The organism is Bacillus sp. Hm123, assembly GCF_051842975.2.
Classification (GTDB): Bacteria; Bacillota; Bacilli; order Bacillales; family Domibacillaceae; genus Bacillus_CE.
Genome location: NZ_CM200277.1, coordinates 1793085 through 1810383 on the forward strand (window position 1 = coordinate 1793085; position 17299 = coordinate 1810383).

The window sequence follows — 17299 nt, forward strand, 5'->3', positions numbered from 1 at the left end:
GTCTTACAGCCCGTTAATGCGGGATAAATGAATGAAAGAGGGATTATAATGGAAAAATTAACTTTGTTATTAGAACAATACTATGAAGAAATGGTCTCTATTCGCCGTTATTTGCACGAAAATCCAGAACTATCTTTTCAAGAAGTGAAAACACCTGCTTATATCGCTGAGTATCATCGCCAATTAGGTCATGAAATGAGAACAGAAGTAGGCGGCCGAGGAGTCGTTGCGACCCTTCGCGGAGGAAAACCAGGGAAAACAGTTGCTTTACGGGCAGATTTTGATGCCCTTGCTATTCAAGAAGCAACTGACGTTCCATATAAATCTAAAGTTGACGGTGTCATGCATGCGTGCGGTCATGACGGTCACACCGCTACTTTATTAGTACTAGCCAAGGCACTTAACCAATTGAAAGAAGAGCTTGAAGGTACGATTGTGTTTATTCATCAGCATGCGGAAGAACTTGCCCCAGGTGGAGCAATTGCTATGATCGAGGATGGCTGCTTAGAGGGCGTCGATGTGATCTTCGGCACCCATTTATGGGCAACGGAACCAACAGGGAATATCATGGTCAAAAGTGGACCGATTATGGCAGCCGCAGATGGATTTGAAGTAACCATTCAAGGGAAAGGTGGCCATGGATCGGAACCACATTTAACAAAGGATGCCGTCGTTATCGGTTCTCAGTTTGTCACAAGTGCTCAACAAATTGTGTCACGACGGGTCAACCCTCTACACCCAGCTGTCGTATCCATCGGACACTTCGAGGCATTAAACCCTTTCAATGTGATCGCAGATACAGCTTATTTAAAAGGAACGGTTCGCACATTTGATGAGGAAGCAAGAAGTCTCATTGAACAGGAACTTGAGAAAGTATTACAAGCCGCTTGTTTGGCGCTGGGTGCGACTTTCGATTTCCATTATAAACGCGGGTATCCTGCTGTCGTGAATCATCAAGAAGAGACGGACTTTTTAATGGAAATAGCCAAAGATGTCGCTGAAGTAAAAGAAGTTCGTGTATGTGAGCCTTTAATGGGAGGAGAAGATTTTGCTTATTACTTACAGCATGTCAAAGGAACGTTTTTCTTTACAGGTGCTTGTGATCCACAATGGAAAGAAATCTACCCTCACCATCATCCGAAATTTAATATTGACGAACAAGCGATGCTCATTGCAGCTAAAACATTAAGTTTAGCAACCGTGCAATATTTAACAACCTAATGATTCAAGCGACCAATCCTAATTAGACAAAGGATGGTCGCTTTTCTATTATGAATTGTCGGTCATGTTTTTCCATTCAAGTAGAAAGAGTGCGGCTTGAATGTTAGTTAAGTCATTTAAGTTATCAAAACTACAATTTAATTTATCTTGTAATTGTTGCAAACGATAGTAAACTGTATTTTGGTGCAAATGTAAACGCTCGGCAGTAAGAGCAACATTTTTATGACACTTGAAGTAATTACGCAAAGTATTCAATAACTCATTCTGTACTTCATGCTCTGAATCCGGCAAAACCGGACCGAGAGTATCTTCTATAAAATAGTCTCTACTTTCTTCGTTTAAAGTCATTAAATAACGCTTAAGGCCTAGCTCCTTAAAAGTTCTTATTTGTACTTGTTCTTTTTTATAACTCTCTTCCATCACTAACAACTCAGCATCTTTATGGGAAATAAACACATGTTGCAACGTATGAACGGATCGACCAATAAATAATTGAGAATTTGGATAAACAAGGAGCAATCGATCCGCTAACAAAGTGATCGGATCAAGCCGATCCATTCCTTCTTCATTTTTTGCTCCAAGAAGAACAAATATCGCTTGATCATGAGGAAAAGTAACAACATAATAATCTTTAGAAAAAATCTCCGTCATTACTTGTTCAAAAGCGGCTATATGATGAACGTCTTCAACCCCAATATTTTTGTTTTTAACGGCTAAAAAACAATATGAATGCGCTTTTAAAATACCAAATTTCCTCAACGAGAATTGGACTTCTGATGTTAAATTTTGTTGGAGCAACTCAACTAGTAATTTCCCTTTCTCCTCCTTCTCATGTTTAAAATGTTCCTGAAATTTCATTTGCTCAATCGCAATAATAGAAGCGGCATGCTTAATTGTAAGCTCCTTTACTATATCTAAAGATAAGGTACGACTATCGATCACTAAGTATCCAATCGTACCAAACGAAGATTGAATCGATAAGGCATAGCCTCTTTTTTGCTCATCGCTGACAATCGGGAAAAGGTGTTGGGAAGTATTGAGCACCTCACTATACTCACGAAGCCACTCTTGAAAGAAAGGAACATCCTCATTCGAACGAGAGTAAGCTAGTTCTATTCGAAACAATGGATCAAAGTAGTAAATACGACTTTGTACAATTTTAGCTAACCGTTCGACTAGAGATTTTAATCCGTTGCCTTTCAGAGCCGCTTCATTTAATTGATTGTGAAGAGTCAAAGTCGTTTCTAACTGCTTTGTTCGAACCTGCTTTTCATAAAACGTTCGAGCATTTACGATAGAAATGGCAATTTGACTGCCAATCGCTTCAAGGAAGCTCAAATCATCTTGAGAGAAGAAGCCATTATTATGAAAATTATCAATCGTTAACACACCAATGTCTTTCTGTTGATGAATCAGCGGAACAGAAACACAACTCTTAGGGATATATGCATGAACAGTTGATTTTAAGTAGTACTGAAACGTTTTATTTCGCATATTTGACATGGCCGCTTGAATGTTACTTTCCCCATTAATTAATAAGCTCTTTCCTGTCGCAAATACCGTTCCACTAATGCCCTCACCAGAAAGCAGTTTGTTATTTAAATACATCTCTTCTTTAAAATTAACAGCCGCTTCAATATTTAATACTTGTGCTTCCTCATCCCATAAAAGCAAAAAACCGGCATCTGCTTTGTCGATCGCTTCAATGACCTCTTCAATAATCTCTTGGATTAACTGTGCTAAACTGCGATTGTTGGTAATGTTTTTAGACACTTGGATGAATGTATGTAGCTGACGTTCTAAATTGTTACTATTGTTCATTTTTCAAGCCTTTCCAAGTTAGTTTACTATCATTATATCTTTACGCAAAAAAAACAGAAAGACCAATATCGTCTTTCTGTTACTTTTACACTTTATTTCCCTACTTAGTAAAGAGCCTTTACATCATAGCCTTTCGCCGCGTAGTAATCTAATATACCATCATACATCGCTTTCGCCATAATATCTTGCCAGTAATCAGACTTTAACATATCATTTTCTTTCTTATTTGTGATAAAGCCGAGTTCTACTAAAGTAGCTGGCATTCTATTATTAGTCAAGACACCTAAATTTCTTCCTAGTTGTTCAGTACTCTTAATTTTACGATCTCTCGTTTTCAATGCCTTGATTAAACGGTTTTGAATTTTGGATGCTAACAGCTTACTATCAGCCACATAAGGGTTACCTCTTGTCGCATGATAAATCGTTTCTGTTCCATTTGCTGAAGGACTTGCAGCATTCGCATGAATGCTCACAAATGTGTTGCCTTTATTTTTAATCGCATACGATACACGATTATTAATTTTAATGTAACGGTCATCTGAGCGAGTCATTTTCACTTTAAATGGTGTTTGTTTAAATAATTGATTCAACTTCAAGCTAGTTGATAATACGACATCTTTTTCTTTTAGTCCAAATCCGATCGCTCCTGGATCATGACCACCGTGCCCAGGATCAAGAATAATCGTTTGATTTTTCAAACGAGCATCAACATTGCCTTGATCTGGTTTTTCTTTATCTTCGTCTGAATTATTACTTCCCGCAGCCGCGCTGTCTTTTAAATAATTCGTGCTGACGAAACCGACAGTATTACCAGATTTGATGTATGTCCAGCCACCGACTTCATGGGCAGCAAGCACTTTGTCATTAGCTTGAATTTTCCCTTTAATCGAGTAAGCCATTGACGGACCGGAACGAACGTTTAAGTTATTCGCTTTAGACCAACGCGTGTCATTGAATTGCATAGACGTGTGTAAACGAAATTCCGGTTGAATAGCACGAGCAAGAAATACAGCGAAATCTGCGCGGCTAAGAATCTTATCAGAACCGAACGTACCATCGAGCATACCATTGGCGATCCCACGAGACATTAACGCTTGTTCTGCTCCTCGTAAGGAACCATCAAATGAATAACCAAATGCCTTCGTAATCATCAAAGCCATTTCACCACGAGTAACGGCTTTATACGGTAAAAACAGACCATTGCCTTTTCCTGAGGTAATTCCTTTGTCTACAACCGACTGGATATACCCAGACGAAAAGCTGTTAGCATGTACGTCTTTAAAGTCTGTTGACCGCTTCTTCCCGTTTAGCTGTAGCGCTCGTCCGATAAAAACCGCAGCCTCAGCCCGGTTCACAGTTCTATTTGCACCGAACTTAGTTGGAGAAGAACCTTTAGCGATTCCCCCTTCAGCTAAAAAGTTAACTTCCTTTAATGCTCGACTTGGCACATCAGTAAAACCCGCCGCTTGAGCAGATGCCTTTACTCCAAACAAAGAAACGATTAAAGAAAATGCTAAAGCGACAATAAATGAACTTCTTTTCACTACTCTTCCTCCGTTCTCAACAAATAACTAACTTTCTAGACTTATACATTCATTATTTTACATCTATTTTTTTACTTTTCTACATTTTTTCTTCTTTTGTAATATTTCTGTTACATTCGTCATCTAATGAAATATACAATCGTGAATGACTTTCTTCTTATTGGTCATAATAAAAAGTGTTGATACAAAAGGAGGAAGAACCATGAATTCACAACGAGCCAAAGAAATTACTGCTTCACCAGAAATGATTCACGTCACATACAACGGCGTACCAATCTATATTCAAAATGTAGATGCCAAAAATGAAACGGCACGAATTTATCCGCTCGACCACCCGAATCAAGAGCAAACGGTTCCGCTACAAAGCCTGTCGGAACAATAGCATACCAAAGAGACCAAGTGTAGCAACCAACCACTTCGGTCTCTTTGGCATATTATTTCTCTCGGATCAGTTTTCGTTCTAATAAATCAACAAGTTGGTACATAATAGTTGCTAAGGCGGCAATTATGACAAGGCTGAGAAGAACAAGTGTGAAATTAAAGACTTGGAAGCCGTAAATGATCATATAGCCAAGCCCTTGCTTCGAAACGAGAAATTCCCCGACAATCACCCCGACCCATGCCAGCCCGACATTGACTTTTAACGTCGAAATAATCGTCGGAAAGCTCGCAGGCAACACCGCTTCTTTAAAGCAGTGAAATTTTGATCCACCAAATGTTTGAATGACTTTCACATAGTTAGGCTCGACATTTTTAAAGGCGGAATAAATGACAATCGTTGTAATGATGACGGTAATTAACACACCCATGCCTAAAATCGATTTAAAGTTTGGGCCAAGTGTGACAATTAAGATTGGACCAAGAGCGATTTTTGGCATCGCATTTAAAATGACTAAGTAAGGGTCTAACACTTTAGAAAGAAAGACATTCCACCATAATAAAGCGGCAAGTAATGTACCGAATAAAGTGCCTAGTAAAAAACCGAAGACTGTTTCAACTAGCGTGATGCCAACATGGGCAAATAGACTGCCATCCCTTACTTTTTCGATAAATAAATCCGTTATTTGTTGAGGAGAGCTGAATAATAACGGATTGATCCATTCTTGGTTCGAAGCTATTTCCCATAGAACGAGAAAGGCAACGAACATCAATAATTGCACGGCTCTTACATGGCGTTTTTCTGTTTTCATTTGCTGAAGATATTCTTCATGTGACTTATTTACTTTCCTTTTGTTCAATGCGCTCCAACTCCTCCCATATTTGTTGGAACAACACCGAGTATTCTGGATGTTGTCTAGCGGCAAACGGATGAAGGTTCCTCAATGTTTTCGGTACGAGAAAGATCCGTTCAATACGCCCTGGATTTTTTGAAAAAAGAATGATTTTTTCACTCATCGCAATCGCTTCACCGATATCATGTGTCACGAGAATAGCCGTTTTGTTTCGTTCAAGCAGCATTTTAGACACCAAATTTTCAAGCTTCAGCTTCGTCTTATAATCTAGTGCGGAAAATGGTTCATCTAGCAATAAGATTTTCGGATCAGTGGCCAACGTACGAACAAAGGCTACACGTTGTCGCATTCCTCCTGACAGTTGACTTGGGTATTGATTGATCACATGATCTAACCCTACTTCTTTCAATAGTGCCAACGTATATGTTTTATACTCTTCTTCTTTCATACCTCTTAGTTTTAATCCGAGAAAGATGTTTTCTTTCACCGTTTTCCACGGAAATAAATAGTCTTGCTGTAGCATATAGCCAACTTTCGGATGGGGCCCCTCAATCGGCTCTCCATTTAAAGTGACGATGCCTTTTGTTGGGGGTAACAATCCGGAAATGATCGATAACATCGTCGTTTTTCCGCAGCCACTGGGGCCAAGAAAAGAAAGAAACTCCCCTTCTTCTACAGTTAAATGAATATTTTGTAATGCCTTTGTCGCTGATTGCTTCGAAAAGTACGTTTGACTGACAGACTGCAACTTTAAAAGGACCACAACAAACCCCTCCCTTATTTATTCAATATATTGTAGAAAGAAAAAAAGGTGAATTGGGTGGACAAAACAATTTATGATTCTTTCTTTCATATATATAGAAAGATGAAAATCCGTTCTTCGAGGAGGGAATGAGGATGAAAAAGGTATCCTTTGTATTAATTGCTTTAGTCGTAGCGGCTGTAGGCTTTTTCATTGGGTGCTCCCCTGCAAAAGAGCCTGAAAAAATGGAAACCGTTCGCGTTGCCGAAGTCACCCGGTCTATTTTTTATGCCCCACAATATGTAGCGATTGAAAAAGGCTTTTTTGAAGAAGAAGGCATTAAGATTGATTTAAAAACGACTTGGGGCGGCGACAAAACGATGACGAATTTATTATCCGATAGTGCTGATGTCGCTCTCGTCGGCAGTGAAACGTCCATTTACGTAGAAGCGCAAGGAGCGAAAGATCGCGTCATTAATTTTGCGCAGCTCACTCAAACAGATGGAACCTTTCTCGTGGCAAGAAAGAAACCTGAATTTTTTGCATGGGAACAGTTAAAAGGAAGTACCTTTTTAGGGCAAAGAAAAGGTGGCATGCCACAAATGGCGGGAGAGTTCGCGTTAAAGAAGCACGGGATTGACCCACACAAAGATTTAAACCTTATTCAAAATATTGATTTTGCCAACCTTCCAAGTGCTTTCGCCTCTGGTTCAGGAGATTACGTCCAGTTGTTTGAACCACAAGCGAGTCTCTTTGAAAAAGAAGGGATTGGACACATCGTTGCCTCTTTCGGGAAAGAATCGGGGAAACTTCCATATACCACTTTTATGGCGAAAGAAAGCTATATTAAAAACAATAACGAAACACTCGAACGCTTCACAAAAGCCATCTACAAAGGACAGCTATTTGTCGATACGCATTCAGCAGAAGAAATAGCAAAAATAATTGCTCCTTATTTTGATGATACGCCTGAAGAGCTGATCGCGACTGTCGTTGATCGTTATAAATCGCAAAATACCTATGCGACAAACCCTTTATTAGATGAAGAAGAATGGGAGAACTTGCAAGCGGTGATGAAAAGTGCCGGTGAACTTCCCCAAACAGTTGATTATTCGCTATTAGTCAATACTGATCTAGCAACGAAAGCGATGAAATAACAAATCAAAGGCTTTCCGCTGGCAGATGATTGCCCTTTGGAAAGCCTTTGATGATTATTTTGGTTGAAATGGACACTTTCCCGTAATCGGTACGATGTCATCTCCAATAAAATATTGCTTCCACTCCCGATGATCCGGGTCACCGTAATGACTAACGTTCGGATGCTTCGGCAGTCGATCCCATTTTTCTACACGGGCTCGTACTTTTTCTCTCGATAATTGCCCATTCATCGACGTTCCTTCTAGGCCGTCAAAGATTCGTCTTGGCTGAAATCCAAGCACAAGGCTATTGCCTAAATCTCGCGTTTTCCTTTGCTTATAAGCAGGAGCATTGCCGAAAACGAAAAATGGCTCTCCAGCAAAAGAAAAGGCCCATAACGGATGATCCGGATCTTTTGGATAATTCGCTGGCCACGATTTTGGATCAACCTCATGTAAATACTGCAACAGCGCCCAAAAATAATGGCGGTAATACGTGAGCGACTTTTCTTCCTCTTCTGGTTCGACAAATAGGAAAAATCCGTGACGAATAAAAGGCTTGTCAGGATCAAATAACGCAATAAACGATGCCAACGCTTGTGGCAGGCCCGACCAATCATCATGCGTAATATAGGAGTAGCGCAACTCTCCTTTTCTCTCCGCCGTTAAGCCAAATGTACACGGGAACGTTCGATCCGTTACCACTTGGTGAAAGTGTTGATATTCATCCCTGACCCACTGCGGTACAAATTGTTCATTCGCCATCTCTTCTTGAGTGAATAAATGCTGCGTAGAAACACGCATGTCTCTCACCTCCAACAAATGAGATCAAGTGCTGCTCTTTCATATCTATTAATGAAAGGGAAGAAACATGCAAATAAATCTTTATCTGGCAACATTCAGCTAAAAAAGACGTTTCCACCGGATTGCGAAACGTCTTTTTCGATTATTCCACTTCATATTTTGTCCAGTCAGATTCTTTAATCTGATTCGATACATCGATAATTTTATTTTTGACTCTTACCGCTTCGTCTCCAGTTAATAATTTAGGCTGATAATTATTTCTCTCGGAAACAGAAGAAATCGAAAATGGAACGACTTTAATTTCTTTTTTATCGGTTAATTGGCCGTCTGTTAAATGAAAAGTTTGTTGGAATACGTAGGTGTCCTTATCATTTGGGTTTCTATTTCCGCCAAACATAAAGTTACCAAGGCTGTAGACGATAAACTTGCCATTGTATTCTTCAATTCCTTGGACGACATGTGGATGGTGACCAAGGACTAAGTCGGCTCCGCTATCGATCGTAAAACGTGCTAACGTTTGCTGGGACGAGGTTGGCACATATTGACGTTCAATTCCCCAGTGGAAATGAACGAGAACTATTTCTGCCCCTTGACTCTTCACCTCTTCAATTCCAGCCTTCACCTTCGCTCGTGTTTCCTCGGTATCATCCCAGCCCTCATAGCCGATCACACCGACTTTCACGTCTTTAATTGTTGTCACATATGTATGTTCATAGCCAAAGTAACCAACCTTATTCTCTTTTAATGTAGCGATCGTATCATCATATCCCTTTTGCAAGTAATCAAATGTATGATTATTCGCTAAATTGACGGATTCAATGCCTGCGTATTGTAAAATTTGCACATAAGAAGGATCTCCCTTAAAGCGAAACTTCTTCACCGCTTTTTCAGTCGCATTCGTCAAGGTTGTTTCTAAATTGACAGTAGATAAATCATCTTGCTTGAACACATCGCCAAGCTCAGCCGCGAAATAAGGTAGTCCATTTTTCTGTGCTTCATCGGGAAATGACCCTGCATATGTAAAATTCTCATCCGTTCCTAACGTGAAATCTCCCGCAGCACTAATTTTGATCGTTGTTTGTAGCGGCTCTTTTTTAGGAGCATCTACCTGTTGAGCCCTTTGTTTATGTTCGGTCTCTTTCGTGTATGTTTTATCTGGTTTGATCGTCAAATTATAAGAAACAAGCCCTACAATTAACACGCAGAAAATAATGAGCACATTTCGAACAGGCTTTTTCAATCGCCTACGCTTCTTTCTTTCTAGTCGGCTAGTCATGTTCCTCCCCCCTCACCTATTCATTACAAATATTACATTTATATTACTATGAAGTTACTTTACAGTCAATCTACCAAAAAAAGAAAAACTGCCTCCACATGAGACAGTCTCTTTACTCTTTGTTTCTTTTCCACCTTCGAACATTCCTTGACGACCGGAACTTCATCGCCGCTTCTTTCCCAACGAGCAACAACCCTAGCCAAAAAACGATTTCTGCACAGATGAGTGAACTGGTGATCAGTACGGCTTTCATTTTCGTCGTGAACTCTAGAAAAGGGACAATAAACGGAAAAATCCAAAAGATGGACGAGCCGATAATAAGGCCCATACCTATTTTATAGAGAAGCGGATATGTTGGTTTCTTTAATTTACTCATAATACCCTCCTCAAAAAGTGATTTTACACACGAATTTGTAACACAGAGTTTTTTCTCCTCATTATAACTTCTACTACTAATACCTCACAATATGAAAATAATAAATTAGAACTACCTCCCACCAATTATATCCCTAACTTCCAATAATTACTTTACAAATACAAGGATTTGATGTAACATAATCCCTGTATTGGTTTTAAATTGGATGATTGTATTCAAGAAGACAATTTCTAATGGTGTTTTATTGTAGTAGATTAATTGCTTTTTAATGCTATAGTCGCTCGTTTAACAATAGCAGCATTATCTTGAAAATCATGTTTTATAAACCATCAATACTTTTATTATGCTGAAAAGAGGAGTTCAAACTTGAAGAAAAAAGCAATCATAGGTATTTTGAGCGGAACTACTATTGCTCTATTACTATTATTTTCAACGGTTCTAGCAAATAATAGTCAATTAGTAGAAAAGCAAGGGGCCGAAACTAAAAATATCGATAACAAAATCAATAGTCAATCTGATCATCGTGCAGAAAACTCTAGAAACACTAATATTCATTCGAACCAGAATCCACAACTCAATAATGATGCTAACGCAAACACTCTAATGCCGAAAATCCCTGTGCTCATGTATCACCATTTCGATAAAAACAAAAACATACAAAACGGGATCATTGGAGATCCAACCGTATTTGAAGAACAAATGAGACTTTTACAGGAAAATGGATACACGACATTAACTACACAAGATGTCATCGATATAAAAAATGGAAAATCAACTATGCCAGCAAAGCCGATTATGATTACGTTAGATGATGGATATGAAAGCAATTATAATTATGTGTTTCCTGTTCTCCAAAAATATAATATGAAAGCTACGATATTTATTATCACTGATTATATTGAAAACCCACAAAATCATCCTAGTGAATACCCTAAAATGACTTGGGAACAAATGAAAGAAATGAGCGATAGCGGATTAGTCTTATTCCAAGCTCACACCGATATCCTTCATACAAAATATGCTAGTTTAACGAGACCAATCACGGTAGACGGTAAAGTAGAGACGGCTCAACAGTATGAAGATCGTGTACATAATGACATAATTAAAAATAAACAAATTTTAGAAACTCGTCTTGGAAAACCTGTAAATGCTTTTTCTTATCCAAATGGACTCTACAGTTCAAGTTCAGAAGAAATCATCAAACAAGCAGGTTATGAAATGACGTTGACTACTGATCCAGGACTACTAGATTTGCAAACAAATGACCCATTGTATTTAGTCAAGCGTATAAATATTCACGGAAAAGCGTCAGCAGATTCTATTCTGCAAAAGATCGCTGAACTGGAAGCTAAAGAGTGATAGAAATTTTTAATACATTTATACATAATCGTATAGTAAAAGCAGCTGTTTCTTCGAGAATCAGCTGCTTTTTTTAGTCAATTATCTTTTATGGCATATGCTTGGTCGTATCCTGTTGCCATAAATTTTTCTAGTTTAATATTCTCGCTCGCTACACTACAGCCACAAGTTCCATGAACATTCATAGCTACAACATGGCGAATGAATAAGTGTTGAATACCAGTTCCAATTACTAAGCCATTAGCAGCTGAATTCTTAATATATACGTGACAAATTTGCACATCGTCTGCTCGTTGCTCTCCACCAAAAATTTTAATATCACTGCCTGCCGTTCGAAAGCCCTGCAGGTTCACATGATGTAACAACACATTTCGTGAACGATATTGCACAGCGATAACAGGTTGGCGTCGATAATCATACTCCGGATCGCCAATAACACGAAACTGGTTAATGACCACATTTTTATAGGCAGAGACGACTAGTGCTCGCGGAGTAGAGTCGCGATATAAATCCGTTCGAACAGGAGCAATCGCTACGATTCGTGAAGCCGTAATATTATACGCCGTTTTTGATTCGGGGTCCTGTTTCTGATGATGACCAATATGGCGAAAATTGAAGGAACGATTGTCATTAACCGATAGATGACCAACAATATGAACATTGGTCGCTGCTGAAGAATTATGATGTGCCTTCACTTCCACTCCACCAAAACAGCGTGCCGTTGAATTATTGACGAGCAATACATTTTGCGATCCGTCATCTACTTCAATACCATTCGAGTTGGAAAATCCTTTTTTGTGAGCTTTCCCACTAGGATCACACATATGAGAATTGGAGATCCATATGTAATCACTATGATGAGTCGTAATGCCGTCATCCCCGAATCCATAGCCATTTAAGCCATCGAGCCAAATATATTGACTGCCCCCGCGTGCCCGGTAGCCATCACCCGAGTAGTTGTACAGCGTCGAGGATATATCGAAGCAATGAAGCCCAGGGTTGATCGCTTCGACATTCCTCACCCAACCGTAAGTAACGTTTGCATACGTTAAACAGCTTGAACGATTACCGCCTACACTCGTTCTCTCCACCTCTCCTAGTCGTTCCACATGCCAATCTAGACTCATCTCTTCTACAAACAAATGATGATTTCCTTTCTTATGATCGCTATTCGTCACTAACCAGCTGCTTTTAGGCGCATCTGGATGCAATTTCAATATCGTTTTCCCCTTGCCTTCACCAACGAGCCAAGTCCAGGACGGCAATTGAAGTTCTTGAACGATATACGTACCTGCTGGGATGATTACTTTTACCTTTCCGTTTCCGATTGCTCGTTGAAATGCTTTCGTACAATCCGTTTTCCCATCTCCTACAGCGCCAAATTCAGTTACTTGTACTTCGTGAACGTTCTTCTGGAGCTGAAAAAATTGCTGTTCCAATCGCTCCTTCCAATCCGGGCAGACCATTCCTTGCTCATCTACTGTAATAGCTACATCCCTTGGTGATTTTCCTTGTTTCTTTGGCATAAATACCCCGATCAAAAAAGACTTTATTTGCTCTAATAAATAAGTGAATGACCAAGGGTAACGCTTTTCTTTAATATTCGGTCGAGGATACCGCTGCTTATGCTCATTGAACAGAGCGAGCGTTTCTTCGACGACTTTGTTGGTTGGCCGCTCGAAAAATGAGTCAATCAGCTTCTCATTTTGCTGCGGATTGTGTTGATCGCTTAATTCGATTTTCAATGTTTATTCGCTCCTCTCTCTGACTACAATAGAATGAAAGCCCTGCTTTAAATACGCTCAAGAAGGTGTTCATCCAGATGAAGAAAATCTCTATCATCATTCCTTCCTTTAATGAAGAAGAAAATATTACATTAATTTATGAAAGTATAAAAAAAGAATTCGCACATCTTGCCTATGATTTTGAAATTGTATTTGTGAACGATGCTAGTACAGATCGAACGTTACAGCAAATCAAATTGCTTTCAGCTAAATCAACGAAAGTTAAATATATTTCATTCTCTCGCAACTTTGGCAAGGAAGCAGCGATCTTCGCTGGCTTGCAGCATGTAAACGGACAAGCCTGCATCATTATCGATGCCGATTTGCAGCACCCTCCTCATTTAATCCCTTCACTCATTCAAGGATGGGAAGAAGGCTATGATCAAGTAATTGCTCGCCGTAATCGGAAAGGAGAGCAGCGCCTTCGAACGGTTTTCTCCTGCATGTATTACCGTCTGATAAATAAAGTTGTCGATGTGAAGCTTGAAGATGGAGTTGGCGACTTCCGTTTGCTTAGTGAACGCGCGGTGATAGCTGTCTTGTCATTAAATGAAGGGCAACGTTTTTCCAAAGGATTATTTTCCTGGATTGGTATGGAGCAAAAAATCATTGATTATGAAAATGTTCTGCGTAAAAATGGTCAAACGAAATGGTCCTTCACTAAATTAATGAATTATGGTCTAGATGGACTAGTCTCCTTTAACAATCGGCCACTCCGTCTATGCTTTTATTCAGGTGCATTGATTCTTTCTCTGTCTGTTTTATATAGTATCATCACATGTATACAAATCATAAAGAATGGGATTGCTGTTCCCGGCTATTTCACGATCATTACAGCTATTCTACTTCTTGGAGGAATCCAGCTAGTAAGTCTTGGTGTAATCGGTGAATATATTGGCCGTATTTACTATGAAACAAAAAAGCGGCCTGCATTCTTAATTCAAGAAACCAATATTCGAAATGGGGTCACTTATGAGAAAAACCGGCCAAGAATTTATCAAGTTCGCCATCATCGGGGGAATTAATACCTTTCATTACTATGCTGTTTACTTCCTGCTTCATTCTTTATTGCACCAAAATTATATGCTGGCACATATAGTAGCTTTCATGATGAGCTTAGTCGTCTCTTTCTTCTTAAATTGTTATTTTACCTTTCAAGTGAAACCGACGTTATCGAAGTTTTTCACCTTTCCCTTGTCGCAATTATTTAACTTTTTTCTCACCTCCTTGTTCATGTATATATTGATTGAATATTTACATATTAGTAGTACTGTTGCACCGATTATTGTTCTATTTTTATCAGTGCCAGTGACATTTGTCGTGACAGGAAAAATATTAAAAAAAGAGAGTGTTCGTGCATGAGCAAAAAATCAATCAGGCTTCTTATCTTTAGCAGTCTACTCGTGTCGGCAGCTGCTCACTTTTTTTTCTTTCAAGAATGGTTAGACGAAAAATACATGCTGGGGCCAAATGATGGCTTGTCGCAAATGCTGCCGTTTAAGCAATTTATTTATGATCATTACACGGAAGGTAACTTCTTCTATTCTTTTCGCTTCGGCTTAGGAGGAGGATTTTATAGTCAGCTTGCTTATTATTTCTCAACATCTATTATCTTCTTACTGACAATCATCGTTGTGTATATGCTTGAAGTGCTTCAAGTCATACATTCACCTAATGTACAGTTTTGGGCGGATATCGCTATATGGGTGAGTATCATCCGGTTAAGTTTGATCTTATTTGTCACCACTTGGGCGTTTCGTTATTTGCACATTGAAAAGACAGCGGCGTTTACTGGCGCCGTCGTCTACGGCTTATCCGTCATGTATTTTCGCCACGTCGTTTTTTGGGAATTTTTTTCAGATGCGATGATCTGGATTCCACTGCTTGTGATAGCTACGGAAAAAATTATCCGCGAAGGTGCGCCTACGTGGTTCATCATTACTGTTGCGCTTATGCTATTTAATAACTTTTATTTTTCCTACATTAATCTTGTGTTCTTAGCGATGTATATCATTGGTCGCTCGTTCATCCCTTTAACGACCAATGAACGAGGAAAACTTGAACAGTGCAAGCTATTTATTACTTCTGGCTTGATTAGCTTTTGTCTGAGTGCCGTCTCTTTTATTCCGGCGGCGTATGGCTTTTTTAATAATTATCGTCCACCTTATGAAGTAGATCTTCCTTTGTTTTCTGTAGTTGATCAGCCATTATTCGCCAGTCGTTATATTATTGTTCCAGCTATATTTATTTTATTTATATGGACGAAATCACTTTACAACCACTCCTTGTTTCGCCTGTTTGCGTTTCTTAGCTTTAGCTTAATCGTTCTCCACTATAGTCCGGTTGCTGGCAGTGCATTCAATGGCTTTTCCGCTCCGCAATACCGCTTTGAATATTTATTATCATTTACTATCGCCGGCTGTGTTGCAATTGGCTTGCACCATGTAAAACACGTCTATTTGAAAGAAATGGTACTCGCAGTGATCGCTTCACTGACGATTTACTCGATTAGCTCGGCTTTCCTTGATCCCACAATGTCAGTTGCGATCATCAAAAAGGTCGGCTTCACGCTATTATTGATCACTGCGTTACTACCTGTGCTTTATCGCCAGAAAACATCCGTCGTACTTCTACGTTGTTTACAAGGGTGGCTAATCTTCTCTAGTTTACTAGTCGTCAATCTCTATCAGTGGACTTTATCGGAGCATGCTGGCGTAAAAACCGTAACGAAAGAATTTCTCGAAAGTGCTTCCTATAATAGTATTGAACAACAACAACTGATCGAACAAATTCAAGCAGAAACGAACGAACCGTTTGAAAGAATCGACTGGATGGTATCGATTCGCAATAATACTCCTATCGTGCAACGTTTTCATGGCACGAGTTTGTATTCTAGTATTTTTAATCAGCAACTATTGTTTTTTTATTGGGATGATTTACAAGTAGATATGCGGAGAGAAAGTGTGAGCCGCTATGCAACATTAGGCAATCGAACAAATTTGCATAGTTTATTGCAAGCGAATATTTGGGTGCGACCGAAAGAACAGCAAGCGAACGTCCCTTATGGGTTTAAAAAATTTCTAGAAACTAAAAACTATATCGCTTATCAAAATTCACTGCCTCTTCCTTTTGTTCGCACAACGAAGAAGGCCTTTAGTGAAAAAGAGTTACAACAAGGCTCTGTACTAGATCGTGAGCATGCGATGCTTCAAGGCATTGTGTTAAAAGCTGAAACGATTCCTTATCAATCTTGGGATACTCTCGTTAACAACCGAATCAATCAAGCAGAAATGAACCCGATTGGAGGGACGTATCAACATGACAAACTAACCATTAAAGAAAAAGTTGGAGGGATTAATATCATCCCTAACAAACCGAATAAAAACAGCGCTGATTATTACCTCGGCTTTCATATCGAAAATATCGATGGCTTACCTTTTAAATTAACCGTCAATGATTACAAAACAACTCGTAAAGCGTTCAAGTCTATCTACAAAACAAATGTCAATGATTTGATGATTCGAGTGCCAAAGAATGAAAAAATATCCATTCGAGTGCCAAAAGGAAATTATGTAGTGAAATCGATCACTTTATTGGAAGAAGATTATCAAGTATTGAAAGCAGTCGCCGCTAAAGAAAAACACGCTCCAAACATCAGTATAAAAAGAAATAAAGTAACGATCGATTACAACAATCAAACGGGCGAACGATGGATGGCCTTACCGATTCCTTTTGAAAAAGGCTGGCAGCTACGAATCAACGGAGAAAAACAGCCAATCTATGAAGCAAACTATGCATTTATGGGGCTCTCTTTGCAACAAGGAAGGAACCAAATTGAATTGACGTATACGCCCCCCTTCTTTTTCCTTTCGTTCATCCTACTTATCATTGGTTTAGTTAGTTTGTATTATCTATGGCATACAAAAAGAGGCTGTCATTAAGGAATACTCCTTATGACAGCCTCTTTTTTGACGTATTTGCGGCGAAAAACCATCTGGCCACAT

15 protein-coding genes are annotated in these 17299 nt (G+C 39.2%); 7 read left to right on the forward strand and 8 right to left on the reverse strand.

Features of this window, described 5'->3' with window-relative positions; all coding sequences use genetic code 11:
- Positions 1–48 precede the first annotated feature (48 nt).
- On the forward strand, positions 49–1221 hold the full coding sequence (locus tag ACSVDJ_RS09165) for a M20 family metallopeptidase (protein WP_439168207.1): 1173 nt from the start codon (positions 49–51) through the stop codon (positions 1219–1221).
- Between the two features lie 48 nt (positions 1222–1269).
- On the opposite strand, the gene ACSVDJ_RS09170 is transcribed toward ACSVDJ_RS09165, so the two are convergent.
- Both ACSVDJ_RS09170 and ACSVDJ_RS09175 read right to left on the reverse strand, forming a co-directional pair.
- Positions 1270–3042 (reverse strand): helix-turn-helix domain-containing protein, encoded by a 1773-nt coding sequence (locus ACSVDJ_RS09170; protein WP_439168208.1) that lies wholly within the window; start codon positions 3040–3042, stop codon positions 1270–1272.
- 104 nt (positions 3043–3146) lie between these two features.
- Entirely contained in the window at positions 3147–4586 is a 1440-nt protein-coding gene (locus tag ACSVDJ_RS09175; protein WP_439168209.1) for an N-acetylmuramoyl-L-alanine amidase, read from the reverse strand.
- 202 nt (positions 4587–4788) lie between these two features.
- Here ACSVDJ_RS09175 and ACSVDJ_RS09180 point away from each other — a divergent pair, with 202 nt between their 5' ends.
- Positions 4789–4968 (forward strand): small acid-soluble spore protein H, encoded by a 180-nt coding sequence (locus tag ACSVDJ_RS09180; protein WP_439168210.1) that lies wholly within the window; start codon positions 4789–4791, stop codon positions 4966–4968.
- A 52-nt stretch (positions 4969–5020) separates the two neighbouring features.
- Here ACSVDJ_RS09180 and ACSVDJ_RS09185 read toward each other — a convergent pair whose 3' ends face one another.
- Positions 5021–5776 (reverse strand): ABC transporter permease, encoded by a 756-nt coding sequence (locus ACSVDJ_RS09185; protein ID WP_439169058.1) that lies wholly within the window; start codon positions 5774–5776, stop codon positions 5021–5023.
- Positions 5777–5801: 25 nt separating this feature from the next.
- Positions 5802–6581, reverse strand: coding sequence for an ABC transporter ATP-binding protein (locus tag ACSVDJ_RS09190; protein ID WP_439168211.1), 780 nt, complete (start codon positions 6579–6581; stop codon positions 5802–5804).
- Positions 6582–6709: 128 nt separating this feature from the next.
- On the opposite strand from ACSVDJ_RS09190, the gene ACSVDJ_RS09195 reads away from it, so the two are divergent.
- Positions 6710–7717 (forward strand): ABC transporter substrate-binding protein, encoded by a 1008-nt coding sequence (locus tag ACSVDJ_RS09195; RefSeq protein WP_439168212.1) that lies wholly within the window; start codon positions 6710–6712, stop codon positions 7715–7717.
- Between the two features lie 54 nt (positions 7718–7771).
- On the opposite strand, the gene ACSVDJ_RS09200 is transcribed toward ACSVDJ_RS09195, so the two are convergent.
- The 3 genes from ACSVDJ_RS09200 to ACSVDJ_RS09210 all read right to left on the reverse strand — a co-directional run bounded on the left by ACSVDJ_RS09200 (position 7772) and on the right by ACSVDJ_RS09210 (position 10152).
- Positions 7772–8500, reverse strand: coding sequence for a YqcI/YcgG family protein (locus ACSVDJ_RS09200; RefSeq protein WP_439168214.1), 729 nt, complete (start codon positions 8498–8500; stop codon positions 7772–7774).
- A gap of 142 nt (positions 8501–8642) precedes the next feature.
- Positions 8643–9776, reverse strand: a complete 1134-nt coding sequence (locus ACSVDJ_RS09205; RefSeq protein WP_439168216.1) for a CapA family protein — start codon at positions 9774–9776, stop codon at positions 8643–8645.
- A gap of 112 nt (positions 9777–9888) precedes the next feature.
- Entirely contained in the window at positions 9889–10152 is a 264-nt protein-coding gene (locus ACSVDJ_RS09210) for a transporter suffix domain-containing protein (RefSeq protein ID WP_439168218.1), read from the reverse strand.
- A 366-nt stretch (positions 10153–10518) separates the two neighbouring features.
- Between ACSVDJ_RS09210 and ACSVDJ_RS09215 the strand changes: the two genes are divergently transcribed.
- Positions 10519–11511, forward strand: a complete 993-nt coding sequence (locus ACSVDJ_RS09215) for a polysaccharide deacetylase family protein (protein WP_439168219.1) — start codon at positions 10519–10521, stop codon at positions 11509–11511.
- Positions 11512–11588: 77 nt separating this feature from the next.
- On the opposite strand, the gene ACSVDJ_RS09220 is transcribed toward ACSVDJ_RS09215, so the two are convergent.
- Positions 11589–13256: a glycosyl hydrolase family 28-related protein gene (locus ACSVDJ_RS09220; protein ID WP_439168220.1), complete on the reverse strand. Its 1668-nt coding sequence runs from the start codon at positions 13254–13256 to the stop codon at positions 11589–11591.
- A 77-nt stretch (positions 13257–13333) separates the two neighbouring features.
- Between ACSVDJ_RS09220 and ACSVDJ_RS09225 the strand changes: the two genes are divergently transcribed.
- From ACSVDJ_RS09225 to ACSVDJ_RS09235, 3 genes are read left to right on the forward strand one after another with little or no spacing between them, the layout of a single operon-like run.
- Entirely contained in the window at positions 13334–14320 is a 987-nt protein-coding gene (locus ACSVDJ_RS09225; protein ID WP_439168222.1) for a glycosyltransferase family 2 protein, read from the forward strand.
- On the forward strand, positions 14268–14657 hold the full coding sequence (locus tag ACSVDJ_RS09230; protein ID WP_439168223.1) for a GtrA family protein: 390 nt from the start codon (positions 14268–14270) through the stop codon (positions 14655–14657). The genes ACSVDJ_RS09225 and ACSVDJ_RS09230 overlap by 53 nt, the downstream gene beginning before the upstream one ends.
- A complete protein-coding gene (locus ACSVDJ_RS09235; RefSeq protein ID WP_439168225.1) occupies positions 14654–17236 on the forward strand; it encodes a YfhO family protein in 2583 nt (860 codons plus the stop codon). The genes ACSVDJ_RS09230 and ACSVDJ_RS09235 overlap by 4 nt, the downstream gene beginning before the upstream one ends.
- The last annotated feature ends 63 nt before the right edge of the window (positions 17237–17299 follow it).

Excerpts from the sequence above, each read along its gene's own strand:
- ACSVDJ_RS09165 (WP_439168207.1), top strand. The coding sequence starts at position 49 with ATGGAAAAATTAACTTTGTTATTAGAACAATACTATGAAGAAATGGTC.
- ACSVDJ_RS09195 (WP_439168212.1), top strand. The coding sequence starts at position 6,710 with ATGAGGATGAAAAAGGTATCCTTTGTATTAATTGCTTTAGTCGTAGCG.
- ACSVDJ_RS09230 (WP_439168223.1), top strand. The coding sequence starts at position 14,268 with ATGAGAAAAACCGGCCAAGAATTTATCAAGTTCGCCATCATCGGGGGA.
- ACSVDJ_RS09180 (WP_439168210.1), top strand. The coding sequence starts at position 4,789 with ATGAATTCACAACGAGCCAAAGAAATTACTGCTTCACCAGAAATGATT.
- ACSVDJ_RS09205 (WP_439168216.1), bottom strand. The coding sequence starts at position 9,776 with ATGACTAGCCGACTAGAAAGAAAGAAGCGTAGGCGATTGAAAAAGCCT.
- ACSVDJ_RS09170 (WP_439168208.1), bottom strand. The coding sequence starts at position 3,042 with ATGAACAATAGTAACAATTTAGAACGTCAGCTACATACATTCATCCAA.
- ACSVDJ_RS09210 (WP_439168218.1), bottom strand. The coding sequence starts at position 10,152 with ATGAGTAAATTAAAGAAACCAACATATCCGCTTCTCTATAAAATAGGT.
- ACSVDJ_RS09235 (WP_439168225.1), top strand. The coding sequence starts at position 14,654 with ATGAGCAAAAAATCAATCAGGCTTCTTATCTTTAGCAGTCTACTCGTG.
- ACSVDJ_RS09200 (WP_439168214.1), bottom strand. The coding sequence starts at position 8,500 with ATGCGTGTTTCTACGCAGCATTTATTCACTCAAGAAGAGATGGCGAAT.
- ACSVDJ_RS09185 (WP_439169058.1), bottom strand. The coding sequence starts at position 5,776 with ATGAAAACAGAAAAACGCCATGTAAGAGCCGTGCAATTATTGATGTTC.
- ACSVDJ_RS09225 (WP_439168222.1), top strand. The coding sequence starts at position 13,334 with ATGAAGAAAATCTCTATCATCATTCCTTCCTTTAATGAAGAAGAAAAT.